General features: G+C 69.7%; 21 protein-coding genes. 20 read left to right on the top strand and 1 reads right to left on the bottom strand.

Annotated features, from left to right (window positions below; all coding sequences use genetic code 11):
• Positions 1-186 precede the first annotated feature (186 nt).
• From thrB to SCK26_RS12450, 20 genes are all read left to right on the top strand, one after another.
• The gene (thrB, locus tag SCK26_RS12545) at positions 187-1,104 is read left to right on the top strand and encodes a homoserine kinase (RefSeq protein ID WP_318201387.1); all 918 of its coding nucleotides are present in this window, start codon (positions 187-189) and stop codon (positions 1,102-1,104) included.
• Positions 1,105-1,521: 417 nt separating this feature from the next.
• Complete coding sequence (rho, locus tag SCK26_RS12540; RefSeq protein WP_318201386.1) at positions 1,522-3,528, top strand: transcription termination factor Rho; 2,007 nt, start codon at positions 1,522-1,524, stop codon at positions 3,526-3,528.
• A gap of 359 nt (positions 3,529-3,887) precedes the next feature.
• The gene (locus tag SCK26_RS12535; RefSeq protein ID WP_318201385.1) at positions 3,888-5,018 is read left to right on the top strand and encodes an LCP family protein; all 1,131 of its coding nucleotides are present in this window, start codon (positions 3,888-3,890) and stop codon (positions 5,016-5,018) included.
• 148 nt (positions 5,019-5,166) lie between these two features.
• Entirely contained in the window at positions 5,167-5,388 is a 222-nt protein-coding gene (rpmE, locus tag SCK26_RS12530; protein ID WP_196459309.1) for a 50S ribosomal protein L31, read from the top strand.
• A 109-nt stretch (positions 5,389-5,497) separates the two neighbouring features.
• Entirely contained in the window at positions 5,498-6,565 is a 1,068-nt protein-coding gene (prfA, locus tag SCK26_RS12525) for a peptide chain release factor 1 (protein WP_318201384.1), read from the top strand.
• Between the two features lie 35 nt (positions 6,566-6,600).
• Positions 6,601-7,446 (top strand): peptide chain release factor N(5)-glutamine methyltransferase, encoded by an 846-nt coding sequence (gene prmC, locus SCK26_RS12520; protein ID WP_318201383.1) that lies wholly within the window; start codon positions 6,601-6,603, stop codon positions 7,444-7,446.
• 52 nt (positions 7,447-7,498) lie between these two features.
• Complete coding sequence (locus SCK26_RS12515) at positions 7,499-8,146, top strand: L-threonylcarbamoyladenylate synthase (protein ID WP_318201382.1); 648 nt, start codon at positions 7,499-7,501, stop codon at positions 8,144-8,146.
• The gene (locus SCK26_RS12510) at positions 8,143-8,820 is read left to right on the top strand and encodes a protein-tyrosine-phosphatase (RefSeq protein ID WP_318201381.1); all 678 of its coding nucleotides are present in this window, start codon (positions 8,143-8,145) and stop codon (positions 8,818-8,820) included. The genes SCK26_RS12515 and SCK26_RS12510 overlap by 4 nt, the downstream gene beginning before the upstream one ends.
• A gap of 73 nt (positions 8,821-8,893) precedes the next feature.
• A complete protein-coding gene (glyA, locus tag SCK26_RS12505; protein ID WP_318201380.1) occupies positions 8,894-10,132 on the top strand; it encodes a serine hydroxymethyltransferase in 1,239 nt (412 codons plus the stop codon).
• A 161-nt stretch (positions 10,133-10,293) separates the two neighbouring features.
• Positions 10,294-11,643, top strand: coding sequence for an MraY family glycosyltransferase (locus SCK26_RS12500; protein WP_318201379.1), 1,350 nt, complete (start codon positions 10,294-10,296; stop codon positions 11,641-11,643).
• A gap of 303 nt (positions 11,644-11,946) precedes the next feature.
• Complete coding sequence (locus SCK26_RS12495) at positions 11,947-12,384, top strand: hypothetical protein (RefSeq protein ID WP_318201378.1); 438 nt, start codon at positions 11,947-11,949, stop codon at positions 12,382-12,384.
• 273 nt (positions 12,385-12,657) lie between these two features.
• Positions 12,658-13,428, top strand: coding sequence for a F0F1 ATP synthase subunit A (atpB, locus tag SCK26_RS12490; RefSeq protein WP_318205988.1), 771 nt, complete (start codon positions 12,658-12,660; stop codon positions 13,426-13,428).
• An 80-nt stretch (positions 13,429-13,508) separates the two neighbouring features.
• The gene (locus SCK26_RS12485) at positions 13,509-13,751 is read left to right on the top strand and encodes a F0F1 ATP synthase subunit C (RefSeq protein WP_086697884.1); all 243 of its coding nucleotides are present in this window, start codon (positions 13,509-13,511) and stop codon (positions 13,749-13,751) included.
• Between the two features lie 41 nt (positions 13,752-13,792).
• Entirely contained in the window at positions 13,793-14,341 is a 549-nt protein-coding gene (locus SCK26_RS12480) for a F0F1 ATP synthase subunit B (protein WP_318201377.1), read from the top strand.
• On the top strand, positions 14,338-15,153 hold the full coding sequence (locus tag SCK26_RS12475) for a F0F1 ATP synthase subunit delta (protein WP_318201376.1): 816 nt from the start codon (positions 14,338-14,340) through the stop codon (positions 15,151-15,153). The genes SCK26_RS12480 and SCK26_RS12475 overlap by 4 nt, the downstream gene beginning before the upstream one ends.
• Before the next feature lie 150 nt (positions 15,154-15,303).
• Positions 15,304-16,893, top strand: a complete 1,590-nt coding sequence (atpA, locus tag SCK26_RS12470) for a F0F1 ATP synthase subunit alpha (protein ID WP_318201375.1) — start codon at positions 15,304-15,306, stop codon at positions 16,891-16,893.
• A 21-nt stretch (positions 16,894-16,914) separates the two neighbouring features.
• Positions 16,915-17,832: a F0F1 ATP synthase subunit gamma gene (locus SCK26_RS12465; RefSeq protein ID WP_318201374.1), complete on the top strand. Its 918-nt coding sequence runs from the start codon at positions 16,915-16,917 to the stop codon at positions 17,830-17,832.
• Positions 17,832-19,268, top strand: coding sequence for a F0F1 ATP synthase subunit beta (gene atpD, locus SCK26_RS12460; protein WP_318201373.1), 1,437 nt, complete (start codon positions 17,832-17,834; stop codon positions 19,266-19,268). The genes SCK26_RS12465 and atpD overlap by 1 nt, the downstream gene beginning before the upstream one ends.
• A gap of 110 nt (positions 19,269-19,378) precedes the next feature.
• On the top strand, positions 19,379-19,753 hold the full coding sequence (locus tag SCK26_RS12455) for a F0F1 ATP synthase subunit epsilon (protein WP_030610105.1): 375 nt from the start codon (positions 19,379-19,381) through the stop codon (positions 19,751-19,753).
• A gap of 154 nt (positions 19,754-19,907) precedes the next feature.
• A complete protein-coding gene (locus tag SCK26_RS12450; RefSeq protein WP_318201372.1) occupies positions 19,908-20,354 on the top strand; it encodes a DUF2550 domain-containing protein in 447 nt (148 codons plus the stop codon).
• Positions 20,355-20,375: 21 nt separating this feature from the next.
• Here the strand turns inward: SCK26_RS12450 and SCK26_RS12445 are convergent, their stop codons facing one another.
• The gene (locus SCK26_RS12445) at positions 20,376-22,196 is read right to left on the bottom strand and encodes a glycoside hydrolase family 18 chitinase (RefSeq protein ID WP_318201371.1); all 1,821 of its coding nucleotides are present in this window, start codon (positions 22,194-22,196) and stop codon (positions 20,376-20,378) included.
• Positions 22,197-22,240 lie beyond the last annotated feature (44 nt).

The following is a 22,240-nucleotide window of genomic DNA, read 5'->3' as shown; positions in this document are numbered from 1 at the left end:
GAACCTTCCTTCGATAGGCTGTAGCGAACCCGCCTGCCGCATATGCCCTCGCGCATGGCAGGCGCCGCGCCGTCTTCGCGGCCCGACGGGTGTTCGTACGTCAGTCATCGGCAGTCCACCGGATGACCATCGAATCCATCGAGCGTCATTCGACCGTAAACGCAGCTCAAGGAGAGTCTTCGAGCGATGGCCGGTCCAGCGTTCCGCGCCGCCGCCGTCCGGGTGCGCGTCCCCGCCACCAGCGCCAACCTCGGCCCGGGTTTCGACGCCCTGGGCCTCGCGCTGGGGCTCTACGACGACGTGGTCGTCCGGGTGGCCGACTCCGGGCTGCACATCGACATCGCGGGTGAGGGCGGCGAGACCCTGCCGCGGGACGAGAGCCACCTCCTCGTCCGCTCCCTGCGGACCGCCTTCGACCTGCTGGGCGGACAGCCCCGCGGCCTGGAGATCGTCTGCGCCAACCGCATCCCGCACGGCCGGGGCCTCGGCTCCTCCTCCGCCGCCATCTGCGCCGGCATCGTCGCCGCCCGCGCCGTGACCATAGGCGGCGAGGCACGCCTGGACGACGCCGCGCTGCTGGAACTGGCCACCGAGATCGAGGGCCACCCGGACAACGTGGCCGCCTGTCTGCTCGGCGGCTTCACCCTGTCCTGGATGGAGGCCGGCACCGCCCGCGCCATCAGGATGGAGCCGCACGATTCCATCGTTCCGGTGGTTTTCGTGCCCGGAAAGCCCGTACTGACCGAGACGGCGCGCGGACTGCTCCCGCGCAGCGTTCCGCACGTGGACGCCGCCGCGAACGCGGGCCGCGCCGCCCTGCTGGTCGAGGCCCTGACCAGGCGTCCCGAGCTGCTGCTGCCCGCCACCGAGGACCGCCTCCACCAGGAGTACCGCGCCCCGGCCATGCCCGACAGCGCCGCACTGGTGGAGCGGCTGCGCGCCGACGGCATCCCGGCCGTCATCTCCGGCGCCGGACCCACCGTGATGGCCCTGGCCGACGCCGACAGCGCCGACAAGGTCTCCCACCTCGCGGGTGAGGGCTGGGCCGCCAACCGGCTGGACCTGGATTCCCGGGGAGCGAGCGTCCTGCCGCTCGCGACGTGACACACGGTTGCCGGATTTGGAGAGGGGGAATGTTTGTTGGATCCGGTAGTGTTAATCTCAAGTCTGCACCCGACCTCACCATGGCGAGGTGCCTCGTGTCCCCGTCCGGGACAGACATTCTTCCGGGAGCCTCCCGGGCCACTCCGTGTCCCTTGCGCCGTACCTGGGCAGTACGACGTATGCGAACACTGAGCGGGCCGCTGGTGGGGGCACCCCCGCTGGGGGACCGGAGCAGGTGCTACCACGCCACGTGACACTGGGTGCCACGGCTCGCGGAAGCGCCGTCACCGCACATTATCTTCCGCCGCTTTGGCGGACCACCGCCCCGGCACGGTTCACAAGACAGGACCGTAGCCGGACAGCACAACCGGTCGCCGAGCCAGACAGGCCGACGTCCGCTCCAGGGAAGGACCCTTCGTGAGCGACACCACCGATCTGATGGGCGCACGTGTCGAGGAGACCGCTGCCGCGCCCGCCACGGACGCCTCCGCGCCTGCCACCGGTGCCGGGTCCCGGCGGCGCCGCGGTACCGGCCTCGAGGGCATGGTGCTGGCCGAGCTGCAGCAGGTCGCCTCGGGCCTCGGCATCAGGGGCACCGCGCGGATGCGCAAGAGCCAACTGATCGAGGTCATCAAGGAGGCGCAGGCCGCCGGGGGCGCCGCCCCCAAGGCCGAGGCCGCCGCCACCGAGACCAAGCCGAAGCGCCGGGCCACCTCCCGGACGCGCACCGGCGAGGAGACCGCCGGGAAGAAGGCGGACAAGGCCGCCGAGGCCCCCGCCGAGAAGGCCGCGGCCCAGCAGCAGATCGAGATCCCGGGCCAGCCGGCCGGGGACACGGCCCGTGCGGGCGCGGCCGAGCGCGGGGCGGACGACGCCCCGGCCGAGCGCCGTCGCCGCCGCGCCACGGCCGACGCGGGCAGCCCGGCGCAGAACGGCGCCGAGACCGTCGCCGCCGAGGCCCGGACCGAGCCGAAGGCCGAGACGCCGGCCCAGTCCCAGCAGGGCGAGGCCAAGGGTGACGCCGGTGACGGCGAGGGCCGTGGCCGCCGCGACCGCCGCGAGCGCGGCCGGGACCGTGACCGGGACCGCCGCAACAAGGGCGACGAGCAGCAGGGCGGCCAGCAGCGTCAGCAGCAGGGCCAGCAGCAGGGCGGCCGTCAGGACAGCCGGCAGCAGGACGACGACGACTTCGAGGGTGGCCGCCGCGGCCGCCGCGGCCGTTACCGCGACCGCCGTGGCCGTCGTGGCCGCGACGAGATCGCCGAGCCGCAGCTCGCCGAGGACGACGTCCTGATCCCCGTCGCGGGCATCCTGGACATCCTCGACAACTACGCCTTCATCCGGACCTCCGGCTACCTGCCGGGCCCGAACGACGTCTACGTCTCCCTCGCCCAGGTCCGCAAGAACGGCCTGCGCAAGGGCGACCACGTCACCGGCGCGGTCCGGCAGCCGAAGGAGGGCGAGCGCCGCGAGAAGTTCAACGCGCTGGTCCGCCTGGACTCCGTCAACGGCATGGCCCCCGAACACGGCCGCGGCCGCCCGGAGTTCAACAAGCTGACCCCGCTCTACCCGCAGGACCGGCTCCGCCTGGAGACCGACCCGGGCGTGCTGACCACCCGGATCATCGACCTGGTCTCGCCGATCGGCAAGGGCCAGCGCGGTCTGATCGTGGCCCCGCCGAAGACCGGCAAGACCATGATCATGCAGGCGGTCGCCAACGCGATCACGCACAACAACCCCGAGTGCCACCTGATGGTCGTCCTGGTCGACGAGCGTCCGGAAGAGGTCACCGACATGCAGCGGTCGGTCAAGGGCGAGGTCATCTCCTCGACCTTCGACCGTCCGGCCGAGGACCACACCACGGTCGCCGAGCTGGCCATCGAGCGCGCCAAGCGCCTGGTCGAGCTGGGCCACGACGTGGTCGTGCTGCTGGACTCGATCACCCGTCTGGGCCGTGCCTACAACCTGGCGGCGCCGGCCTCCGGCCGCATCCTGTCCGGTGGTGTCGACTCCACCGCGCTCTACCCGCCGAAGCGGTTCTTCGGCGCGGCGCGCAACATCGAGGACGGCGGCTCGCTGACCATCCTCGCCACCGCCCTGGTGGACACCGGGTCCCGCATGGACGAGGTGATCTTCGAGGAGTTCAAGGGCACCGGCAACATGGAGCTGAAGCTCGACCGGAAGCTCGCGGACAAGCGCATCTTCCCGGCGGTGGACGTGGACGCGTCCGGCACCCGCAAGGAGGAGATCCTGCTCGGTGCCGAGGAGCTGGCGGTCGTCTGGAAGCTCCGCCGGGTGCTGCACGCGCTGGACCAGCAGCAGGCGATCGAGCTGCTGCTCGACAAGATGAAGCAGACCAAGTCGAACGTCGAGTTCCTGATGCAGATCCAGAAGACGACGCCGACGCCCGGCAACGGCGACTGAGCGTCCGGGTACCGCTGAGAAGAGGCCGCGTTCCCTCCGGGGAGGCGGCCTCTTCCGCGTCTCCGGGCACTGCGCATGCCCCTCTTCGCACCGGCTGTGGCGAGATCTTTGCCACAGCCTCCCCGGCGCCCGCCGGTCGCCCGGCGCACCACCGACGGCCCCGAAGCCGCAGGTGAGCGCCGTACGCCCGCCGCGTCCGACTACCCACCGTGCCGATTTCCGTACAGGTCGGCCACTGTGCGTTGTGCAACCCTGTCCCGAGTTTCTCCGTCTGACCTGGCGGAGCGACGATGGAGCGGTGACGACCGCGCCCGACCCTGGCCGCAGGGGGTACCCGACCGCCGAGACCTAGGAGCGATGTGGCCGCCGAGAGCATGCCCGCGATAACCGAGCCGGGCACGACCGGACCCCGCCGCCGGGGCAAGGGGCGCCGCCGCAAGGCCCCGAGCACCGGCCGCAAGGCCCTGCGCGTGACCGCCTGGACGGCCGCGGGCGTCGTGGTGCTGGGCGGCGCCGGAGCCGGGTTCGTCTACTTCAAGCTCAACGGCAATCTCCGCAGCGTCGACCTCAACCAGGCCCTCGGTACCGACCGGCCCGCGAAGATCGACAACGGCTCCGAGAACATCCTGGTCCTCGGCTCGGACACCCGCGCCGGCACGAACAAGAAGCTCGGCGGCGGCACGGACGACGGCAGCGCCCGCTCCGACACGGCGATGATCGTCCATGTGTACGAGGGCCACAAGCAGGCCAGCGTGGTCTCCATCCCCCGGGACACCCTCGTCGACCGCCCCGGGTGCACCGACACCAAGGGCACCGCTCATCCGGCCGCCACCGGTGTCATGTTCAACGAGGCGTACTCCACCGGGGGCGCGGCCTGCGCGGTCAAGACCGTCGAGTCGATCAGCGGCATCCGCATGGACCACTACCTGGAGGTCGACTTCGAGGGCTTCCAGCAGCTCATCGACGACCTCGGCGGCGTCCGGATCACCACCACCAAGGACATCCACGACCGGCAGAGCCACCTCGACCTCGAGGCCGGCCCGCACACCCTGAACGGCGAGCAGGCCCTCGGTCTGGTCCGCACCCGGCACGGCGTGGGCGACGGCTCCGACCTCGGCCGCATCCAGCTCCAGCAGGCCTTCATCAAGGCCCTCATCGACCAGGTCAAGCACGTCGGCGTCTTCACCAGCCCCAAGAAGCTCTACGACCTCGCCGACACCGCCACCAAGGCCGTCACGACCGACTCCGACCTCGGCTCGGTCAACGCGCTGATCGACTTCGCGGGAAGCCTGAAGGGCATCAGCTCCTCCCACATGAAGATGGTCACGATGCCGGTCCAGTACGACCCGGCCAACCCCAACCGCGTCCTGCTGGACACCACCAAGGCCCAGCTGGTGTGGAACGCCCTGCGGGACGACCGGCAGATCCCGAAGGCGGCGACGAGCGGCACGGCGACCGGCGAGGCCAAGGGCGTCGTCAGCGCCCCGTAGCACGCTCCGCGCACCCCTGGAATAGAACAGCCGCACCCCCGGTTTGGGTGGATGGCACCAGTCCTGGCAGACTGGTACGTCGGCTCCGGTTCACGCCTCCGCATCCCGCTGCGGCGACCCGGCGCCCTCCCGAAACCTAGGAGACACCTTGAAGCGCGACATCCACCCCGCGTACGTCGAGACGCAGGTCAGCTGCACCTGCGGCGCGTCGTTCACCACCCGCAGCACCATCGAGTCCGGCGCCATCCGGGCCGAGGTCTGCTCCGAGTGCCACCCGTTCTACACGGGCAAGCAGAAGATCCTCGACACCGGTGGCCGTGTGGCCCGCTTCGAGGCCCGCTTCGGCAAGGCCGCCGGCTCCAAGAAGTAGCGAGCCCCATTTCGCCGGTCCACGGCCACACCCGCTCACGGGCGGGTGTGCCCGGGACCGGCGTTTTTGGTCGCCGCCCTTCCCTTTCACCGCAGTACAGGAGCCCAAGATGTTCGAGGCCGTCGAGGAACTCGTCGCCGAGCACGCCGATCTGGAGAAGAAGCTCGCCGACCCGTCGGTCCACGCCGATCAGGCGAACGCGCGCAAGCTGAACAAGCGCTACGCCGAGCTGACCCCGATCGTCGCCACGTACCGCTCCTGGAAGTCGACCGGCGACGACATCGAGACCGCCCGCGAGCTGTCCGCCGTCGACCCGGACTTCGCGGCCGAGGTCAAGGAGCTGGAGAAGCAGCGCGAGGAACTGACCGAGAAGCTGCGCCTGCTGCTCGTCCCGCGCGACCCCAGCGACGACAAGGACGTCATCCTGGAGATCAAGGCGGGCGCGGGCGGCGACGAGTCGGCCCTCTTCGCCGGCGACCTGCTGCGGATGTACCTGCGCTACGCCGAGCGCGTCGGCTGGAAGACCGAGATCATCGACGCCACCGAATCCGAGCTGGGCGGCTACAAGGACGTCCAGGTCGCGGTGAAGACCCGCGGGCAGACCGAGCCCGGCCAGGGCGTCTGGGCCCGGCTGAAGTACGAGGGCGGCGTGCACCGCGTGCAGCGCGTCCCGGCGACCGAGTCCCAGGGCCGCATCCACACCTCCGCGGCCGGTGTGCTCGTCACCCCCGAGGCCGAGGAGGTGGACGTGGAGATCAACCCCAACGACCTCCGCATCGACGTCTACCGGTCCTCCGGCCCCGGCGGCCAGTCCGTGAACACCACCGACTCCGCCGTGCGCATCACGCACATCCCGACCGGCGTCGTCGCCTCCTGCCAGAACGAGAAGAGCCAGCTGCAGAACAAGGAGCAGGCGATGCGTATCCTGCGTTCCAGGCTGCTCGCCATGGCGCAGGAGGAGGCGGAGCGCGAGGCCGCCGACGCCCGCCGCAGCCAGGTCCGCACCGTGGACCGCTCCGAGAAGATCCGCACCTACAACTTCCCGGAGAACCGCATCTCGGACCACCGCGTCGGCTTCAAGGCGTACAACCTGGACCAGGTCCTGGACGGCGACCTCGACGCGGTCATCCAGGCCTGCGTCGACGCCGACTCGGCGGCGAAGCTCGCCGCCGCGTAACACCCGTACGCACGAGTACGACACGGAGGAGACGCGTGAACCTGCTGCTCGCCGAGGTGGCCCAGGCCACCCAGCGGCTGGCCGACGCCGGTGTGCCCTCGCCGCGCAACGACGCGGAGGAGCTGGCCGCGTTCGTGCACGGCGTGAAGCGCGGTCAACTGCACTCCGTGAAGGACGCCGACTTCGACGCCCGCTACTGGGAGGTCATCGCCCGGCGCGAGCAGCGCGAGCCGCTGCAGCACATCACCGGGCGGGCCTACTTCCGCTACCTGGAGCTCCAGGTCGGGCCCGGCGTGTTCGTGCCCCGGCCGGAGACCGAGTCCGTGGTCGGCTGGGCGATAGACGCGGTACGCGCGATGGACGTCGTCGAGCCGTGCATCGTCGACCTGTGCACCGGCTCCGGCGCCATCGCGCTCGCCCTCGCCCAGGAGGTGCCGCGCTCGCGCGTGCACGCCGTGGAGCTGTCCGAGGACGCCCTGGTGTGGACCCGGAAGAACGTGGCCGGCTCCCGTGTCGACCTGCGCCAGGGTGACGCGCTGACCGCCTTCCCGGACCTCGACGGCCAGGTCGACCTGGTCGTGTCCAACCCGCCGTACATCCCGCTCACCGAATGGGAGTACGTCGCCCCGGAGGCCCGCGACTACGACCCGGAGATGGCGTTGTTCTCCGGTGAGGACGGTCTCGACCTCATCCGGGGCATCGAACGCACCGCGCACCGGCTGCTGCGCCCCGGCGGGGTCGTCGTGATCGAGCACGCCGACACCCAGGGCGGACAGGTGCCGTGGATCTTCACCGAGGAGCGGGGCTGGGCCGACGCGGCCGACCATCCCGACCTCAACAACCGGCCGCGCTTCGCCACCGCCCGCAAGGCGCTGCCGTGACCGTCCCGACGACTTCCATCCCGCAGTACCTGTACGAGGAGGCCCGCTAGTTATGGCACGGCGATACGACACCAACGACGCGACCGACCGCGTGACGGGTCTGCGCGAGGCCGCGTCCGCCGTCCGCCGGGGCGAACTGGTGGTCCTGCCGACCGACACGGTGTACGGCATCGGCGCCGACGCGTTCACCTCGGAGGCGGTCGCCGACCTGCTCGCCGCCAAGGGCCGGGGCCGCAACATGCCCACTCCCGTCCTCATCGGCTCCCCGAACACCCTGCACGGCCTGGTCACCGACTTCTCCGAGCTGGCCTGGGAACTGGTCGACGCGTTCTGGCCGGGCGCCCTGACGATCGTCGCCAAGCACCAGCCGTCCCTCCAGTGGGACCTCGGCGACACCCGGGGCACGGTCGCCGTGCGCATGCCGCTGCACCCGGTCGCCATCGAGCTGCTCACCGAGGTCGGCCCGATGGCCGTCTCCTCGGCGAACCTCACCGGCCACCCGGCGCCGGAGGACTGCGACGCCGCCCAGGACATGCTCGGCGACTCCGTCTCCGTCTACCTCGACGGCGGCCCCACCCCGGGCAACGTGCCGTCGTCCATCGTGGACGTCACCCGCGCGGTGCCGCTGCTGCTGCGCGAGGGCGCGCTCTCCGCGGAGGAGCTGCGCAAGGTGGTACCCGACCTCGAGGTGGCGAATTGACGGCCCCTGGGACGGGGCGCGGCATAGGCGGCGGGAGCTGGAGCGCGGAGGAGACGACGACGTTCGGGTTCCCCCGTGACACCTTCCGCATCCTCCACGTCAGCACCGGCAACGTGTGCCGCTCGCCCATCACCGAGCGGCTGACCCGCCACTTCGTCGCGGAGCGGCTCGGTGTGCTCGGCGGCGGGCTGATCGTGGAGAGCGCGGGCACCTGGGGACACGAGGGCGCGCCCATGGAGTCCCACGCGGAGACCGTGCTCGCCGAGTTCGGCGCGGACGCCTCCGGCTTCGTCGGCCGGGAACTGCTGGACGAGCACGTGATCAAGGCCGACCTGGTGCTGACCGCCACCCGCGACCACCGCGCCCAGGTCATCTCCATGGGCCACTCGGCGGGCCTGCGCACCTTCACCCTGAAGGAGTTCACCCGGCTGGTCCGGGCGATAGATCCGGCCACCCTGCCGCCCCTGGAGGACGGCGTGGTCATGCGGGCCCGGGCGCTGGTGCGCGCGGCGGCGGCGCTGCGCGGCTGGCTGCTCGCCCCGACCGCCGAGGCGGACGAGGTGTACGACCCGTACGGCGCGCCGCTGACGTTCTTCCGGTCCATCGGCGACGAGATAAGGGACGCCCTGGACCCCGTGGTGACGGCGCTGACGGGCGTCCCGGCACGGACGTAGCGCCCGCCGAGCCCGGACGCGTTCTCCGGCCTACATTGGAGCTACGTCACCGCCGACCGCCCGGGAGCCCGCCATGTCGGTCACCCCTACCCTCGAGACCGACGTGCTGCGCCGGCAGGACCCGGCGATGGCCGAACTGCTGCTCGCGGAGCTGACGCGGCAGTCGACCACCCTCCAGCTGATCGCGGCCGAGAACTTCTGCTCCCCGGCCGTCCTCGCCGCCCTCGGCTCCGCGCTCGCCAACAAGTACGCCGAGGGCTACCCCGGCGCCCGCCACCACGGCGGCTGCGAGATCGCCGACGTCGCCGAACGCGCCGCGGTCGACCGGGCCAAGGACCTGTTCGGCGCCGAGCACGCCAACGTCCAGCCGCACTCCGGCTCCTCGGCCGTGCTGGCCGCCTACGCGGCCCTGCTGCGCCCCGGCGACACCGTCCTCGCCCTCGGCCTGCCCTACGGCGGCCACCTCACCCATGGCTCGCCGGCGAACTTCTCCGGCCGCTGGTTCGACTTCGTCGGCTACGGCGTCGACGCCGAGACCGGGCTGATCGACCACGACCAGGTGCGCCACCTGGCCCGCAACCACCGGCCCAAGGCCCTCGTGTGCGGCTCCATCGCCTATCCCCGCCACCCGGACTACGCGTTCTTCCGGGAGGTCGCCGACGAGGTCGGGGCCTATCTGATCGTGGACGCCGGCCATCCCATCGGGCTGGTCGCCGGGGGAGCGGCGCCGAACCCGGTGCCGTACGCGGACATCGTCTGCGCGACCACCCACAAGGTGCTGCGCGGTCCGCGCGGCGGGATGATCCTGTGCGGGGCCGGGCTGGCCCAGCGCGTGGACCGGGCCGTCTTCCCGTTCACCCAGGGCGGCGCCCAGATGCACACCATCGCCGCCAAGGCCGTCGCGTTCGGCGAGGCGGCGGCACCGGCGTTCGGTGTGTACGCCCATCGGGTGGTGGACAACGCGCGGGTGCTGGCCGGGCATCTGGCCGCGGAGGGACTGGCCGTCACCACCGGCGGCACGGACACCCACCTGATCACCGCGGACCCGGCTCCGCTCGGCGTGGACGGCCGCACCGCGCGCGGTCGGCTGCTGGCGGCCGGACTGGTGCTGGACTGCTGTGTGCTGCCGCACGGCGACGGCCGCGGCCTGCGCCTGGGTACGGCGGCGGTGACCACCCAGGGCATGGGCGAGCCGGAGATGGTGCGGATCGCGGCGCTGCTCGCGGCCGTGCTGCGCGGGGAGACGGAACCGGCCCGGGCGCGGGAGGAGGTCCGCGCGCTCACCGGCCGCTTCCCGCCGTATCCGGGCTGAACGGGGGCAGAAGTGGTCCCGTACCTCCCGGTGTGGACCGGTCCGGGACGTGGCGTACGACTCCGGGTGCAACCTCCGTCGCTACCCGGCCGTCCTCATCCATATGCATCCGTCGCTAGGGTGTGAGGCTGTGATGGCCAGCGAGACCTGTGGGGAAGCCCGTGCGTGAATACCTGCTGACGCTCTGCATCACGGCCGCGGTGACGTATCTGCTGACGGGGCCGGTACGGAAGTTCGCGATCGTGGCCGGGGCGATGCCGGAGATCCGGGCCCGTGACGTGCACCGGGAGCCCACTCCGCGCCTCGGCGGTATCGCGATGTTCTTCGGCCTGTGCGCGGGCCTGCTGGTCGCGGACCACCTGACGAACCTCAGCGAGGTCTTCGCCAAGTCGAACGAGCCGCGGGCGCTGCTCTCCGGGGCCGCGCTGATCTGGCTGATCGGCGTCCTGGACGACAAGTTCGAGATCGACGCGCTGATCAAGCTGGGCGGCCAGATGATCGCCGCGGGCGTGATGGTCATGCAGGGCCTGACGATCCTGTGGCTGCCCATCCCGGGCGTCGGCAACGTCGCGCTGACCCAGTGGCAGGGCACGCTGCTGACGGTGGCCCTGGTGGTCATCACGATCAACGCGGTGAACTTCGTGGACGGCCTGGACGGGCTGGCGGCCGGCATGGTGTGCATCGCGGCCGGCTCGTTCTTCCTGTACGCCTACCGGATCTGGTACTCGTACGGCATCGAGGCCGCCGCCCCCGGCACCCTGTTCGCGGCCATCCTGATGGGCATGTGCCTGGGCTTCCTGCCGCACAACATGCACCCGGCGCGGATCTTCATGGGCGACTCCGGCTCGATGCTGATCGGCCTGGTGCTGTCGGCGGGCGCGATCTCGATCACCGGCCAGGTGGACCCGGACGCCCTCGCGCTGTTCACCGGTTCGGAGAAGGCGGCCGTCCACCAGACGGTGCCGGTCTACATCCCGCTGCTGCTCCCGCTGACCATCATCGCCGTGCCGGCGGCCGACCTGGTGCTCGCGATCGTCCGCCGCACCTGGCGCGGCCAGTCCCCGTTCGCCGCCGACCGCGGCCATCTGCACCACCGGCTGCTGGAGATCGGCCACTCGCACAGCCGGGCCGTGCTGATCATGTACTTCTGGTCGGCGCTGATCGGCTTCGGGGCGCTGGCGTACTCGGTCAACTCGGCGTCGATGTGGATCGTGCTGGGCGTGGTCTTCCTCAGCGCGGTGGGGCTGGTCCTGCTGCTGCTCCCGCGCTTCACCCCGCGCGTCCCGCTGTGGGCCCAGCGCTTCGTCCCGCCCCGCTACCGCAGGCGCAGCCCCGCGCCCGGAACCGAAGCCGGCGCCGCCGCCGAGGAGACCGGTGAGACCGAGGAGGCCACCGGTGAGACCGGCGAGACCGGTGGGAGCGAGGAGCGGCCCCCGGTCACGGCCGGGATCTCGGGCGTCAACGGAGCGACCGCGATCGGCGCTCGATCGCGTTTCCTCGACCGCCGCTGATACGGCCAAGGTAAGAATCTGACTAGAGCATTGCCAACTCGTGGGGGAGCAAAGCGCCCTAATACCAGACAACTGGGCGCGGTTTTTGCACAGACGGGCACGTTCACTCTCATGTGTGACAGTCAGCACACCCAACAGGTAAAGACCTCATCAAATAGTTTGTGATACGGTTCACGAGAACCCCGGATAGGACCGAAGAGCCTGAGTGCAGCGGTCCGTAGGTGTGAGATCTCGATCACTCGGTCCGGGACTACGCTCGTCCATGACGACACCCTGCCCCCTTGTGAAAGCGGAGTTGCCGCCATGCCGTCCAATGACGCCCGGAACCTCTTGCAGATCGCTGTGCCCACAGCGGCTGCGGGCGCGATCGTCGTCGCCGTGAGCGCCGCGGTCGCGGGAGGCAAGGGTGCGCTCGGTGCGGCCGTCGGCACGGTGCTAGCCGTCCTGTTCATGGGAATCGGCCTCTATGTGCTCCAGTGGACGGCAAAAACGCTCCCGCAGCTGTTCCAGGCGATGGGGCTCCTGCTCTACGTCGCTCAGCTGCTGCTCCTGCTGATCTTCGTCGCTGTCTTCAAGGACACCTCCCTCTTCAACGCGAAGACGTTCGCCGTGTCGCTCGTTGTCGCGACCGTCGTGTGGATGGCCGCGCAGGCACGCGCGCACATGAAGGCCAAGATCTTCTACATCGACCCGGACTCCGCGAAGAGTGAGAAGCCCGCGAACACAGGGCCGAAGTCGTGAGGAGTAGGGGCGGGATAAAGGCTTGTGAGATCTCCTGCTATCGTCCGGTGCCAACTGCGGCATCGCGGGCGCGGGCATCTGAGCTGACGCCTGCTCGATCGCGAGGCTCGATGCCCCTCAGCCGCCCCCACATCCGTAACACCAGTCCGGTGCCGATCCGCGGCCGTGCGCCGCGCCGACACAACGAGGTTGCCGTACCCATGCGTCACGCCGAAGGAGCCCGCGGTGAGTGCTGACCAGACCCAGCTCGCCTTTGACTGGAGTTGTCGGATCATGTCCGACAACGGGTGCGGCTTCCCGGCTCCGGGCCTGCACTCGTTCCTGTTCAAGCCGATCGGCACCGTCGGGGGCTACGAGTTCAACAAGGTGATGCTGCTCGCGCTCATCACCACCGTGCTCGTCGTCGCGTTCTTCTGGGCGGCCTTCGGCAAGGCCAAGGTCGTCCCGGGCAAGATCCAGATGATCGGCGAGGCCGGCTACGACTTCGTGCGCCGCGGCATCGTGTACGAGACCCTCGGCAAGCGCGAGGGCGAGAAGTGGGTACCGCTCATGGTCTCCCTCTTCTTCTTCATCTGGATCATGAACATCTGGTCCGTGATCCCGCTGGCCCAGTTCCCGGTCTCCTCCGTCTTCGCCTTCCCGGTCGTCCTGGCCGCGCTCGTCTGGATCCTCTGGGTCGGACTGACGTTCAAGCGCCACGGCTTCGTCGGCTTCTTCAAGAACGTCACGGGCTACGACAAGTCGCTGGGCGCGGTCCTGCCGCTGGTCATGGTCATCGAGTTCCTCTCGAACCTGATCGTCCGCCCGTTCACCCACGCGGTGCGACTCTTCGCCAACATGTTCGCGGGTCACCTGATGCTGGTGATGTTCACCGTCGCCTCCTGGTACCTGCTGAACAGCTGGATGGTCCCGGCCGCGGGCGTGTCCTTCATCATGACCATGGTCATGATCCTCTTCGAGCTTTTCGTGCAGGCTGTCCAGGCGTACGTCTTCGTACTCCTCGCCTGCTCCTACATTCAGGGCGCTCTCGCCGAGCACCACTGAGCCGAACCACCCGCCCTGCAAACCCCCAGACGTCCGGTGGCCAACCCCCACCGGTCCATGAAAGAGAAGGAAGAACCGGCATGTCCGCTCTCCAGACCCTTGCTGCCGACGGTGTCACCGGCTCCCTCGGTTCCATCGGCTACGGCCTCGCCGCGATCGGCCCCGGTGTCGGCGTCGGCATCATCTTCGGTAACGGCACGCAGGCCCTCGCCCGCCAGCCCGAGGCGGCCGGTCTGATCCGCGCCAACCAGATCCTTGGCTTCGCCTTCTGTGAGGCGCTCGCCCTCATCGGCATCGTTATGCCGTTCGTGTTCGGTAAGTGATCACCCTTTCTTACTGACACGCATCGACGAAAGGCACTGATGTGATCGCCAACCTGGTGCAGCTGGCGGCCGAGGAAGAGCAGAATCCGCTCATCCCTGCGGGCCCCGAGCTGCTCGTCGGCACCATCGCCTTCGCCATCGTGTTCTTCTTCTTCTGGAAGAAGCTGCTTCCGAACATCAACAAGGTTCTGGAGGAGCGTCGCGCGGCGATCGAAGGCGGCATCGAAGAGGCCGACGCCATGAAGGTCGAGGCCCAGAGCGTCCTTGAGCAGTACAAGGCCCAGCTCGCCGAGGCCCGGCACGAGGCCGCGCGCCTGCGCCAGGAGGCGCAGGAGCAGGGTGCCGCGCTCATCGCCGAGATGCGGGCCGAAGGCCAGCGCCAGCGCGAGGAGATCGTCGCCGCCGGTCACGCGCAGATCGAGGCCGACCGCAAGGCCGCCGCGTCCGCGCTGCGTCAGGACGTCGGCCGGCTCGCCACCGAACTGGCCGGCAAGCTCGTCGGCGAGTCCCTCGAGGACCACGCCCGCCAGAGCCGTGTGATCGACCGCTTCCTCGACGAGCTCGAGGAGAAGGCCGAGGCCACGCGATGAACGGAGCGAGCCGCGAGGCACTGACAGCCGCCCGGGAGCGTCTCGACGCGCTGACGGACTCCACGTCGGTGGACGCCGCGCAGCTCGCCGACGAGCTGGCGGCCGTCACCGCGCTGCTCGACCGCGAGGCCGGCCTGCGCCGGGTCCTCACCGACCCGGCGCAGCCCGGAGAGGCGAAGGCCCAGCTGGTCCAGCGTCTGATCGGCGGCCAGGTCAGCGGTTCCACCGCCGACCTGCTGTCCGGACTGGCACGGTCCCGCTGGTCGCAGTCGCGCGACCTGGTGGACGCGCTGGAGGAGCTGGCGGACATCGCCGACCTCACGGCCGCGGAGAAGACGGGCACGCTCGACGACGTCGAGGACGAGCTCTTCCGGTTCGGCCGGATCGTCTCCTCCAGCACCGAGCTGCGCGCCGCGCTCACCCACCGCGCCGCCGGCGCCTCGGCCAAGGTCGAGCTGCTGCACCGGCTGCTGGGCGGGCGGGCCAAGCCGGCCACCGAGCGACTGGTGACACGCCTCACCACCGCGCCGCGTGGACGTAGCCTGGAAGCGGGACTGGAGTCCCTGTCCAAGCTCGCCGCCGACCGCCGCAACCGCATGGTCGCCGTCGTCACGTCGGCGGTGCCGCTGAGCGACGGCCAGAGGGAGCGCCTCGGCGCCGCCCTGACCAAGCTCTACGGCCGTCGGATGCACCTCAACCTCGACGTCGACCCCGAGGTCATCGGCGGCATCCGGGTGCAGGTCGGTGACGAGGTCATCAACGGCTCCCTCGCGGACCGGCTCGACGAGGCCGCCCGCCGCATGGCGAGCTAGCAGCAACTCGATATATCGGTCCCTCGGCGCATACCGAGAGACGCAGTACGTACTTACGGCCCTGGTTGGGCCGTGCAGAGGATTCCTGGGGGTCGCCCCCAGACCCCCAAAGTGAAACTTCGGGCCCAACAAGGAGAGCAGGGAACCCAGATGGCGGAGCTCACGATCCGGCCGGAGGAGATCCGGGACGCGCTGGAGAACTTCGTCCAGTCGTACAAGCCGGACGCGGCCTCGCGCGAGGAGGTCGGTACGGTCACCGTCGCCGGCGACGGTATCGCCAAGATCGAGGGTCTGCCCTCGGCCATGGCGAACGAACTGCTGAAGTTCGAGGACGGATCCCTCGGTCTCGCGCTGAACCTGGAAGAGCGCGAGATCGGTGCGGTCGTCCTCGGCGAGTTCAGCGGCATCGAGGAGGGTCAGCCGGTCACGCGCACCGGTGAGGTCCTCTCCGTCGCGGTCGGCGAGGGCTACCTCGGCCGTGTCGTCGACCCGCTCGGCAACCCGATCGACGGCCTCGGCGAGATCGAGACCGACGGCCGCCGCGCCCTCGAGCTGCAGGCCCCCACGGTCATGCAGCGCAAGTCGGTGCACGAGCCGATGGAGACGGGCTACAAGGCCGTCGACGCGATGACCCCGATCGGCCGTGGCCAGCGTCAGCTGATCATCGGCGACCGCCAGACCGGCAAGACCGCCCTGGCCGTCGACACGATCATCAACCAGCGCGACAACTGGCGCTCGGGCGACCCCAAGAAGCAGGTCCGCTGCATCTACGTCGCCATCGGCCAGAAGGGCTCCACCATCGCGTCGGTCCGCCGCGCGCTGGAGGAGAACGGCGCGCTGGAGTACACGACCATCGTCGCCGCCCCGGCGTCCGACCCGGCCGGCTTCAAGTACCTGGCGCCGTACACCGGTTCGGCCATCGGCCAGCACTGGATGTACCAGGGCAAGCACGTCCTGATCATCTTCGACGACCTGTCGAAGCAGGCCGACGCCTACCGCGCCGTGTCGCTGCTGCTGCGCCGCCCGCCGGGCCGTGAGGCCTACCCGGGTGACGTCTTCTACCTGCACTCCCGTCTGCTGGAGCGCTGCGCCAAGCTCTCCGACGAGATGGGCGCGGGTTCGATGACCGGTCTGCCGATCGTCGAGACCAAGGCCAACGACGTCTCGGCGTTCATCCCGACCAACGTCATCTCCATCACCGACGGCCAGTGCTTCCTGGAGTCGGACCTCTTCAACGCCGGTCAGCGCCCCGCGCTGAACGTCGGTATCTCCGTCTCCCGAGTCGGTGGTTCCGCCCAGCACAAGGCGATGAAGCAGGTCTCCGGCCGCCTCCGCGTCGACCTCGCCCAGTTCCGTGAGCTGGAGGCGTTCGCCGCCTTCGGTTCCGACCTGGACGCCGCCTCCAAGGCCCAGCTGGAGCGCGGTCAGCGCATGGTCGAGCTGCTGAAGCAGGACCAGTACCAGCCGATGTCCACCGAGGACCAGGTCGTCTCCGTCTGGGCCGGCACCACCGGCAAGATGGACGAGGTCCCGGTCGCCGACATCCGCCGCTTCGAGAAGGAGCTGCTGGAGTACCTGCACCGCCAGGAGCAGGGCCTCATGACCTCCATCCGCGAGGGCGGCAAGATGTCCGACGACACCCTCACGGCCGTCGCCGACGCGATCGCGGACTTCAAGAAGCAGTTCGAGACCTCGGACGGCAAGCTGCTCGGCGAGGACGCCCCGTCCGCCGCCAAGTGACGTAAGGAAGGGACCTGACTCATGGGAGCCCAGCTCCGGGTCTATAAGCGTCGCATCCGATCCGTCACCGCGACCAAGAAGATCACGAAGGCGATGGAGATGATCGCCGCCTCGCGCGTCGTCAAGGCGCAGCGCAAGGTGGCGGCCTCCACTCCCTACGCGACCGAGCTGACGCGCGCGGTCACGGCGGTCGGTACGGGTTCGAACACCAAGCACCCGCTCACCACCGAGGCGGACAACCCGACCCGCGCCGCGGTCCTGCTCCTCACGAGCGACCGCGGCCTGGCCGGCGCCTTCAACTCCAACGCCATCAAGGCGGCGGAGCAGCTGACCGAGCGCTTGGAGCGCGAGGGCAAGCAGGTCGACACGTACATCGTCGGCCGGCGCGGTGTCGCCCACTACAACTTCCGTGAGCGCAAGGTCGCGGAGTCGTGGACGGGCTTCACCGACGAGCCGACGTACGCGGACGCCAAGAAGGTGGCGGCGCCGCTGATCGAGGCCATCCAGAAGGACACGGCCGAGGGTGGTGTGGACGAGCTCCACATCGTCTTCACCGAGTTCGTCTCGATGATGACGCAGACGGCGCTCGACGCCCGGCTGCTGCCGCTGCGCCTCGACGAGGTCGCCAAGGAGGCCGCCCCCCAGGGCGAGATCCTCCCGCTGTACGACTTCGAGCCCTCGGCGGAGGACGTCCTCGACGCCCTGCTGCCGCGCTACGTGGAGAGCCGCATCTACAACGCGCTGCTCCAGTCGGCCGCTTCGAAGCACGCCGCCACGCGGCGCGCGATGAAGTCGGCCACCGACAACGCGGGTGAGCTGATCAACACGCTCTCCCGTCTTGCCAACGCGGCCCGCCAGGCCGAAATCACCCAGGAAATCAGCGAGATCGTCGGTGGCGCGAGCGCCTTGGCCGACGCGACCGCGGGGAGTGACCGATAATGACCACCACTGTTGAGACCGCGACGGCTACGGGCCGCGTCGCCCGGGTCATCGGCCCGGTCGTCGACGTGGAGTTCCCCGTCGACGCGATGCCGGAGATCTACAACGCCCTGCACGTCGAGGTCGCCGACCCGGCGAACGAGGGCGCGAAGAAGATCCTGACCCTGGAGGTCGCCCAGCACCTGGGTGACGGCCTGGTCCGCACCATCTCCATGCAGCCCACCGACGGCCTGGTCCGCCAGGCCCCGGTGACGGACACCGGCTCCGCCATCTCCGTCCCGGTCGGCGACTTCACCAAGGGCAAGGTGTTCAACACCCTCGGTGAGGTGCTGAACGTCGACGAGTCCTACGACGGCGAGCGCTGGCCGATCCACCGCAAGGCGCCGAACTTCGACGAGCTCGAGTCGAAGACCGAGATGTTCGAGACCGGCGTCAAGGTCATCGACCTGCTGACCCCGTACGTCAAGGGCGGCAAGATCGGTCTGTTCGGCGGTGCCGGCGTCGGCAAGACGGTGCTCATCCAGGAGATGATCTACCGTGTCGCCAACAACCACGACGGTGTCTCCGTGTTCGCCGGTGTCGGTGAGCGCACCCGTGAGGGCAACGACCTGATCGAGGAGATGTCCGACTCGGGCGTCATCGACAAGACCGCGCTGGTCTTCGGCCAGATGGACGAGCCCCCGGGCACCCGTCTGCGCGTCGCGCTGGCCGGCCTGACCATGGCCGAGTACTTCCGTGACGTCCAGAAGCAGGACGTGCTGTTCTTCATCGACAACATCTTCCGCTTCACGCAGGCCGGTTCCGAGGTCTCCACGCTGCTCGGCCGCATGCCGTCCGCGGTGGGTTACCAGCCGAACCTGGCCGACGAGATGGGTCTCCTCCAGGAGCGCATCACCTCGACCCGCGGTCACTCGATCACCTCGATGCAGGCGATCTACGTCCCCGCCGACGACCTGACCGACCCGGCCCCGGCCACCACCTTCGCCCACCTCGACGCGACGACGGTTCTGTCCCGTCCGATCTCCGAGAAGGGCATCTACCCGGCCGTGGACCCGCTGGACTCCACGTCCCGGATCCTGGACCCGCGCTACATCACGCAGGACCACTACAACGCGGCCATGCGCGTGAAGACGATCCTGCAGAAGTACAAGGACCTCCAGGACATCATCGCGATCCTCGGTATCGACGAGCTGGGCGAAGAGGACAAGCTCGTCGTCCACCGGGCCCGTCGTGTGGAGCGCTTCCTCTCGCAGAACACCCACGTCGCCAAGCAGTTCACCGGCGTGGACGGCTCGGACGTGCCGCTCGACGAGTCGATCGCCGCGTTCAACGCGATCTGCGACGGCGAGTACGACCACTTCCCCGAGCAGGCCTTCTTCATGTGCGGTGGTCTCGACGACCTCAAGAAGAACGCGAAGGAGCTGGGCGTCTCCTGAGCCCCGTGCTCACCCGAGGGGGCGGGCGCGTCCCGCCCCCTCACCCACGCCCACTAGAATTGACCCCAACACCCGGCGCCCCTGCCGGGTGGTGACCCGAGGAGCCACTCTTGGCTGCTGAGCTGCACGTCGAGCTGGTCGCCGCCGACCGCCAGGTCTGGTCCGGCGAGGCCACCCTGGTCGTCGCGCGCACCACGTCCGGCGACATCGGCGTCATGCCCGGTCACCAGCCGCTGCTCGGTGTGCTGGAGTCGGGCCCGGTGACCATCCGTACGAGTGAAGGTGGAACGGTCGTCGCCGCGGTGCACGGCGGTTTCATCTCGTTCGCGGACAACAAGCTGTCCCTGCTGGCCGAGATCGCCGAGCTGTCGGACGAGATCGACGTCCAGCGCACGGAGCGGGAGCTGGAGCGGGCGAAGGCGGAGGGCGACGCCGCCGCCGAGCGCCGCGCGGACGTCCGACTGCGTGCTGCGACGGCGCGCTGATCCAGCCGCGCGGTACGTTGACGTCACTCAGCCGCGGCCGGCCCGGAGTAATCCGGTGCCGGTCGCGGCTGAGGCAGATGTGGGTGTTTTTTCCGTTTCATTACTCAAGTACAGAAGCAGTTCCCCCAACTAGGAGACGAGGAGGTCGGTGCCGATGGTCCTCGCTCTGACTGTGTGCGGAATCGTGGTCGCGCTCGTGGTGGTGGGACTGTTCCTGTTCGGGCTGCGGCGCCGGCTCATCCAGCGCTCCGGCGGCACCTTCGACTGCTCGCTGCGCTGGGACGTGTCCGCGAAACCGGACGCGGGCGGCAAGGGCTGGTCCTACGGCGTCGCCCGCTACAACGGCGACCGCATCGAGTGGTACCGGGTCTTCTCCTACGCCGTCCGTCCCCGCCGGGTCCTGGAGCGGGCGCAGATCGAGGTGGCCGGCCGCCGGCTGCCCGAGGGCGAGGAGGAACTGGCGCTGCTGTCCGACGCGGTGGTGCTGGCCTGTACGCATCGGGGCACGCGCCTCGAACTCGCCATGAGCGAAGACGCGCTGACCGGATTTCTCGCGTGGCTGGAAGCAGCCCCGCCCGGTCAGCGCGTCAATGTCGCTTAGGCGCCTTGCCCACAGGCGTTCTTACAGGTTGTCGCTGATGGCGCTCACGAGTTCACCGTTGCCGGTGTCGCCGCTGAACTCCCAGAAGAACGCGCCGCCGAGGCCCTGGGTGTTGGCCCAGGCCATCTTCGACTTGATGGTGGCGGGAGTGTCGTACGACCACCAGTTGCTGCCGCAGTGCGCGTACGCCGTGCCCGCGACGGTGCCGGTGGCCGGGCAGGACGTCTTCAGGACCTTGTAGTCCTCGATGCCCTGCTCGTAGGTGCCGGCCGCCGGGCCGGTGGCCGTGCCGCCCGGGGCGTCCTGGGTGACGCCGGTCCAGCCGCGGCCGTAGAAGCCGATGCCGATGAGCAGCTTCTTGGCCGGCACGCCGATCGCCTTGAACTTGGCGAGGGCGTCGGCGGTGGTGAAGCCCTCCTTGGGGATGCCGCTGTAGGAGGTGAGCGGGGAGTGCGGGGCGGTCGGGCCCTTGGCGTCCCAGGCACCGAAGAAGTCGTACGTCATCACGTTGTACCAGTCGATGTACTGCGCGGCGCCCGCGTAGTCCGCGGCCTCGATCTTGCCGCCGGCCGAGCCGTCGGCGGTGGTCGCGGCCGTGATCAGGTAGTTGGGACCGAACTTGGCGCGCAGGCCGGCCATCAGGTTCTTGTACGCCGCGGCGCCGCTGGTGTCACAGGTGAGACCGCAGGCGTTCGGGTACTCCCAGTCGATGTCGATGCCGTCGAAGACATCGGCCCAGCGCGGGTCCTCGACCAGGTCGTAGCAGGACTGCGCGAAGGCCGCCGGGTTCTTGGCCGCGTCCGCGAAGCCGCCGGACCAGGTCCAGCCGCCGAAGGACCACAGGATCTTGATGTGCGGGTACTTGGCCTTCAGCTGGCGCAGCTGGTTGAAGTTGCCGCGCAGCGGCTGGTCCCAGGTGTCGGCGACGCCGCTGACCGACTGGTCGGCGGTGAACGCCTTGTCGTAGTCGGCGTAGGAGTCGCCGATCGCGCACTTGCCGCCGGTGACGTTGCCGAAGGCGTAGTTGATGTGCGTGATCTTGGCCGCGGAGCCGGACGTCACCAGGTTCTTGACGTTGTAGTTGCGGCCGTAGATGCCCCACTCGGTGAAGTAGCCCATCTTCACCTTGTCACCGGTGGGCGGGGGAGTGGTGCCGCCGCCGGTGGTGTGCACCTTCACCGCGCCGCTGACCGGACCGGTCTGGTCGGCCGTGTCGCGGGCCTGCACGGTGTAGGAGTAGTCGGTGCCGGCGGTCAGACCGGTGTCGCTGTACGACGTGGTGGTGACCGTGGCGACCTTCTTGCCGTCGCGCAGGACGTCGTAGTTCTTGATGCCCTTGTCGTCGGTGGCCGCGCTCCAGCCGAGCTTCACCGAGGTGTCGGTGACGGAGGAGGCGGTCGGGGTGCCGGGGGCGGAGGGGGCGGCGTCGCCCGGGACCGTGGCGCCGTCACAGCTGTCGCCGTTCAGCTTGCAGTTGGACGGCGAGCCGGGGCCCGAGCCGTTGAAGCCGAAGGAGAACGAGGCGCCGGGGGCGATGGTGCCGTTGTAGGACTTGTTCTTCGCCGTCCAGTGGGTGCCGGAGTTGGTCACGTCCGCGTCCCACGCGGAGGTGACGGAGGTCCCGGAGGGGAAGTCCCATTCGACGGTCCAGGAGCTGATGCTGCTGGTGCCGGTGTTCTTGATGGTCCACTGGCCGCCGAAGCCGGTGCCCCAGTCGCTGGTCTTGGCGAAGGTCGCGGTCGCGTTGCCCGCGGCCTGGGCGGGGCTGGCGAGACCGACGGCGCCGGCCAGGGGGAGCAACAGGGACGCGAACCCTGCCGCGGCTCTGTGTCTGAAGCGCATGCTGCGCCTCCCTCGTCGTAGAGGTGTCAGGGGCATGACTGAGC

It is taken from the genome of Streptomyces sp. SCL15-4 (assembly GCF_033366695.1).
In the GTDB taxonomy this organism is placed as follows: domain Bacteria; phylum Actinomycetota; class Actinomycetes; order Streptomycetales; family Streptomycetaceae; genus Streptomyces.
This window is presented reverse-complemented; position numbering and strand designations above follow the sequence as displayed.

What these genes read in the sequence shown, in the direction of transcription:
- thrB (WP_318201387.1), top strand. Translation starts at nt 187, where the DNA reads ATGGCCGGTCCAGCGTTCCGCGCCGCCGCCGTCCGGGTGCGCGTCCCC.
- prfA (WP_318201384.1), top strand. Translation starts at nt 5,498, where the DNA reads ATGTTCGAGGCCGTCGAGGAACTCGTCGCCGAGCACGCCGATCTGGAG.
- SCK26_RS12515 (WP_318201382.1), top strand. Translation starts at nt 7,499, where the DNA reads ATGGCACGGCGATACGACACCAACGACGCGACCGACCGCGTGACGGGT.
- glyA (WP_318201380.1), top strand. Translation starts at nt 8,894, where the DNA reads ATGTCGGTCACCCCTACCCTCGAGACCGACGTGCTGCGCCGGCAGGAC.
- SCK26_RS12495 (WP_318201378.1), top strand. Translation starts at nt 11,947, where the DNA reads ATGCCGTCCAATGACGCCCGGAACCTCTTGCAGATCGCTGTGCCCACA.
- atpB (WP_318205988.1), top strand. Translation starts at nt 12,658, where the DNA reads ATGTCCGACAACGGGTGCGGCTTCCCGGCTCCGGGCCTGCACTCGTTC.
- SCK26_RS12485 (WP_086697884.1), top strand. Translation starts at nt 13,509, where the DNA reads ATGTCCGCTCTCCAGACCCTTGCTGCCGACGGTGTCACCGGCTCCCTC.
- SCK26_RS12475 (WP_318201376.1), top strand. Translation starts at nt 14,338, where the DNA reads ATGAACGGAGCGAGCCGCGAGGCACTGACAGCCGCCCGGGAGCGTCTC.
- atpA (WP_318201375.1), top strand. Translation starts at nt 15,304, where the DNA reads ATGGCGGAGCTCACGATCCGGCCGGAGGAGATCCGGGACGCGCTGGAG.
- SCK26_RS12465 (WP_318201374.1), top strand. Translation starts at nt 16,915, where the DNA reads ATGGGAGCCCAGCTCCGGGTCTATAAGCGTCGCATCCGATCCGTCACC.
- atpD (WP_318201373.1), top strand. Translation starts at nt 17,832, where the DNA reads ATGACCACCACTGTTGAGACCGCGACGGCTACGGGCCGCGTCGCCCGG.
- SCK26_RS12450 (WP_318201372.1), top strand. Translation starts at nt 19,908, where the DNA reads ATGGTCCTCGCTCTGACTGTGTGCGGAATCGTGGTCGCGCTCGTGGTG.
- SCK26_RS12445 (WP_318201371.1), bottom strand. Translation starts at nt 22,196, where the DNA reads ATGCGCTTCAGACACAGAGCCGCGGCAGGGTTCGCGTCCCTGTTGCTC.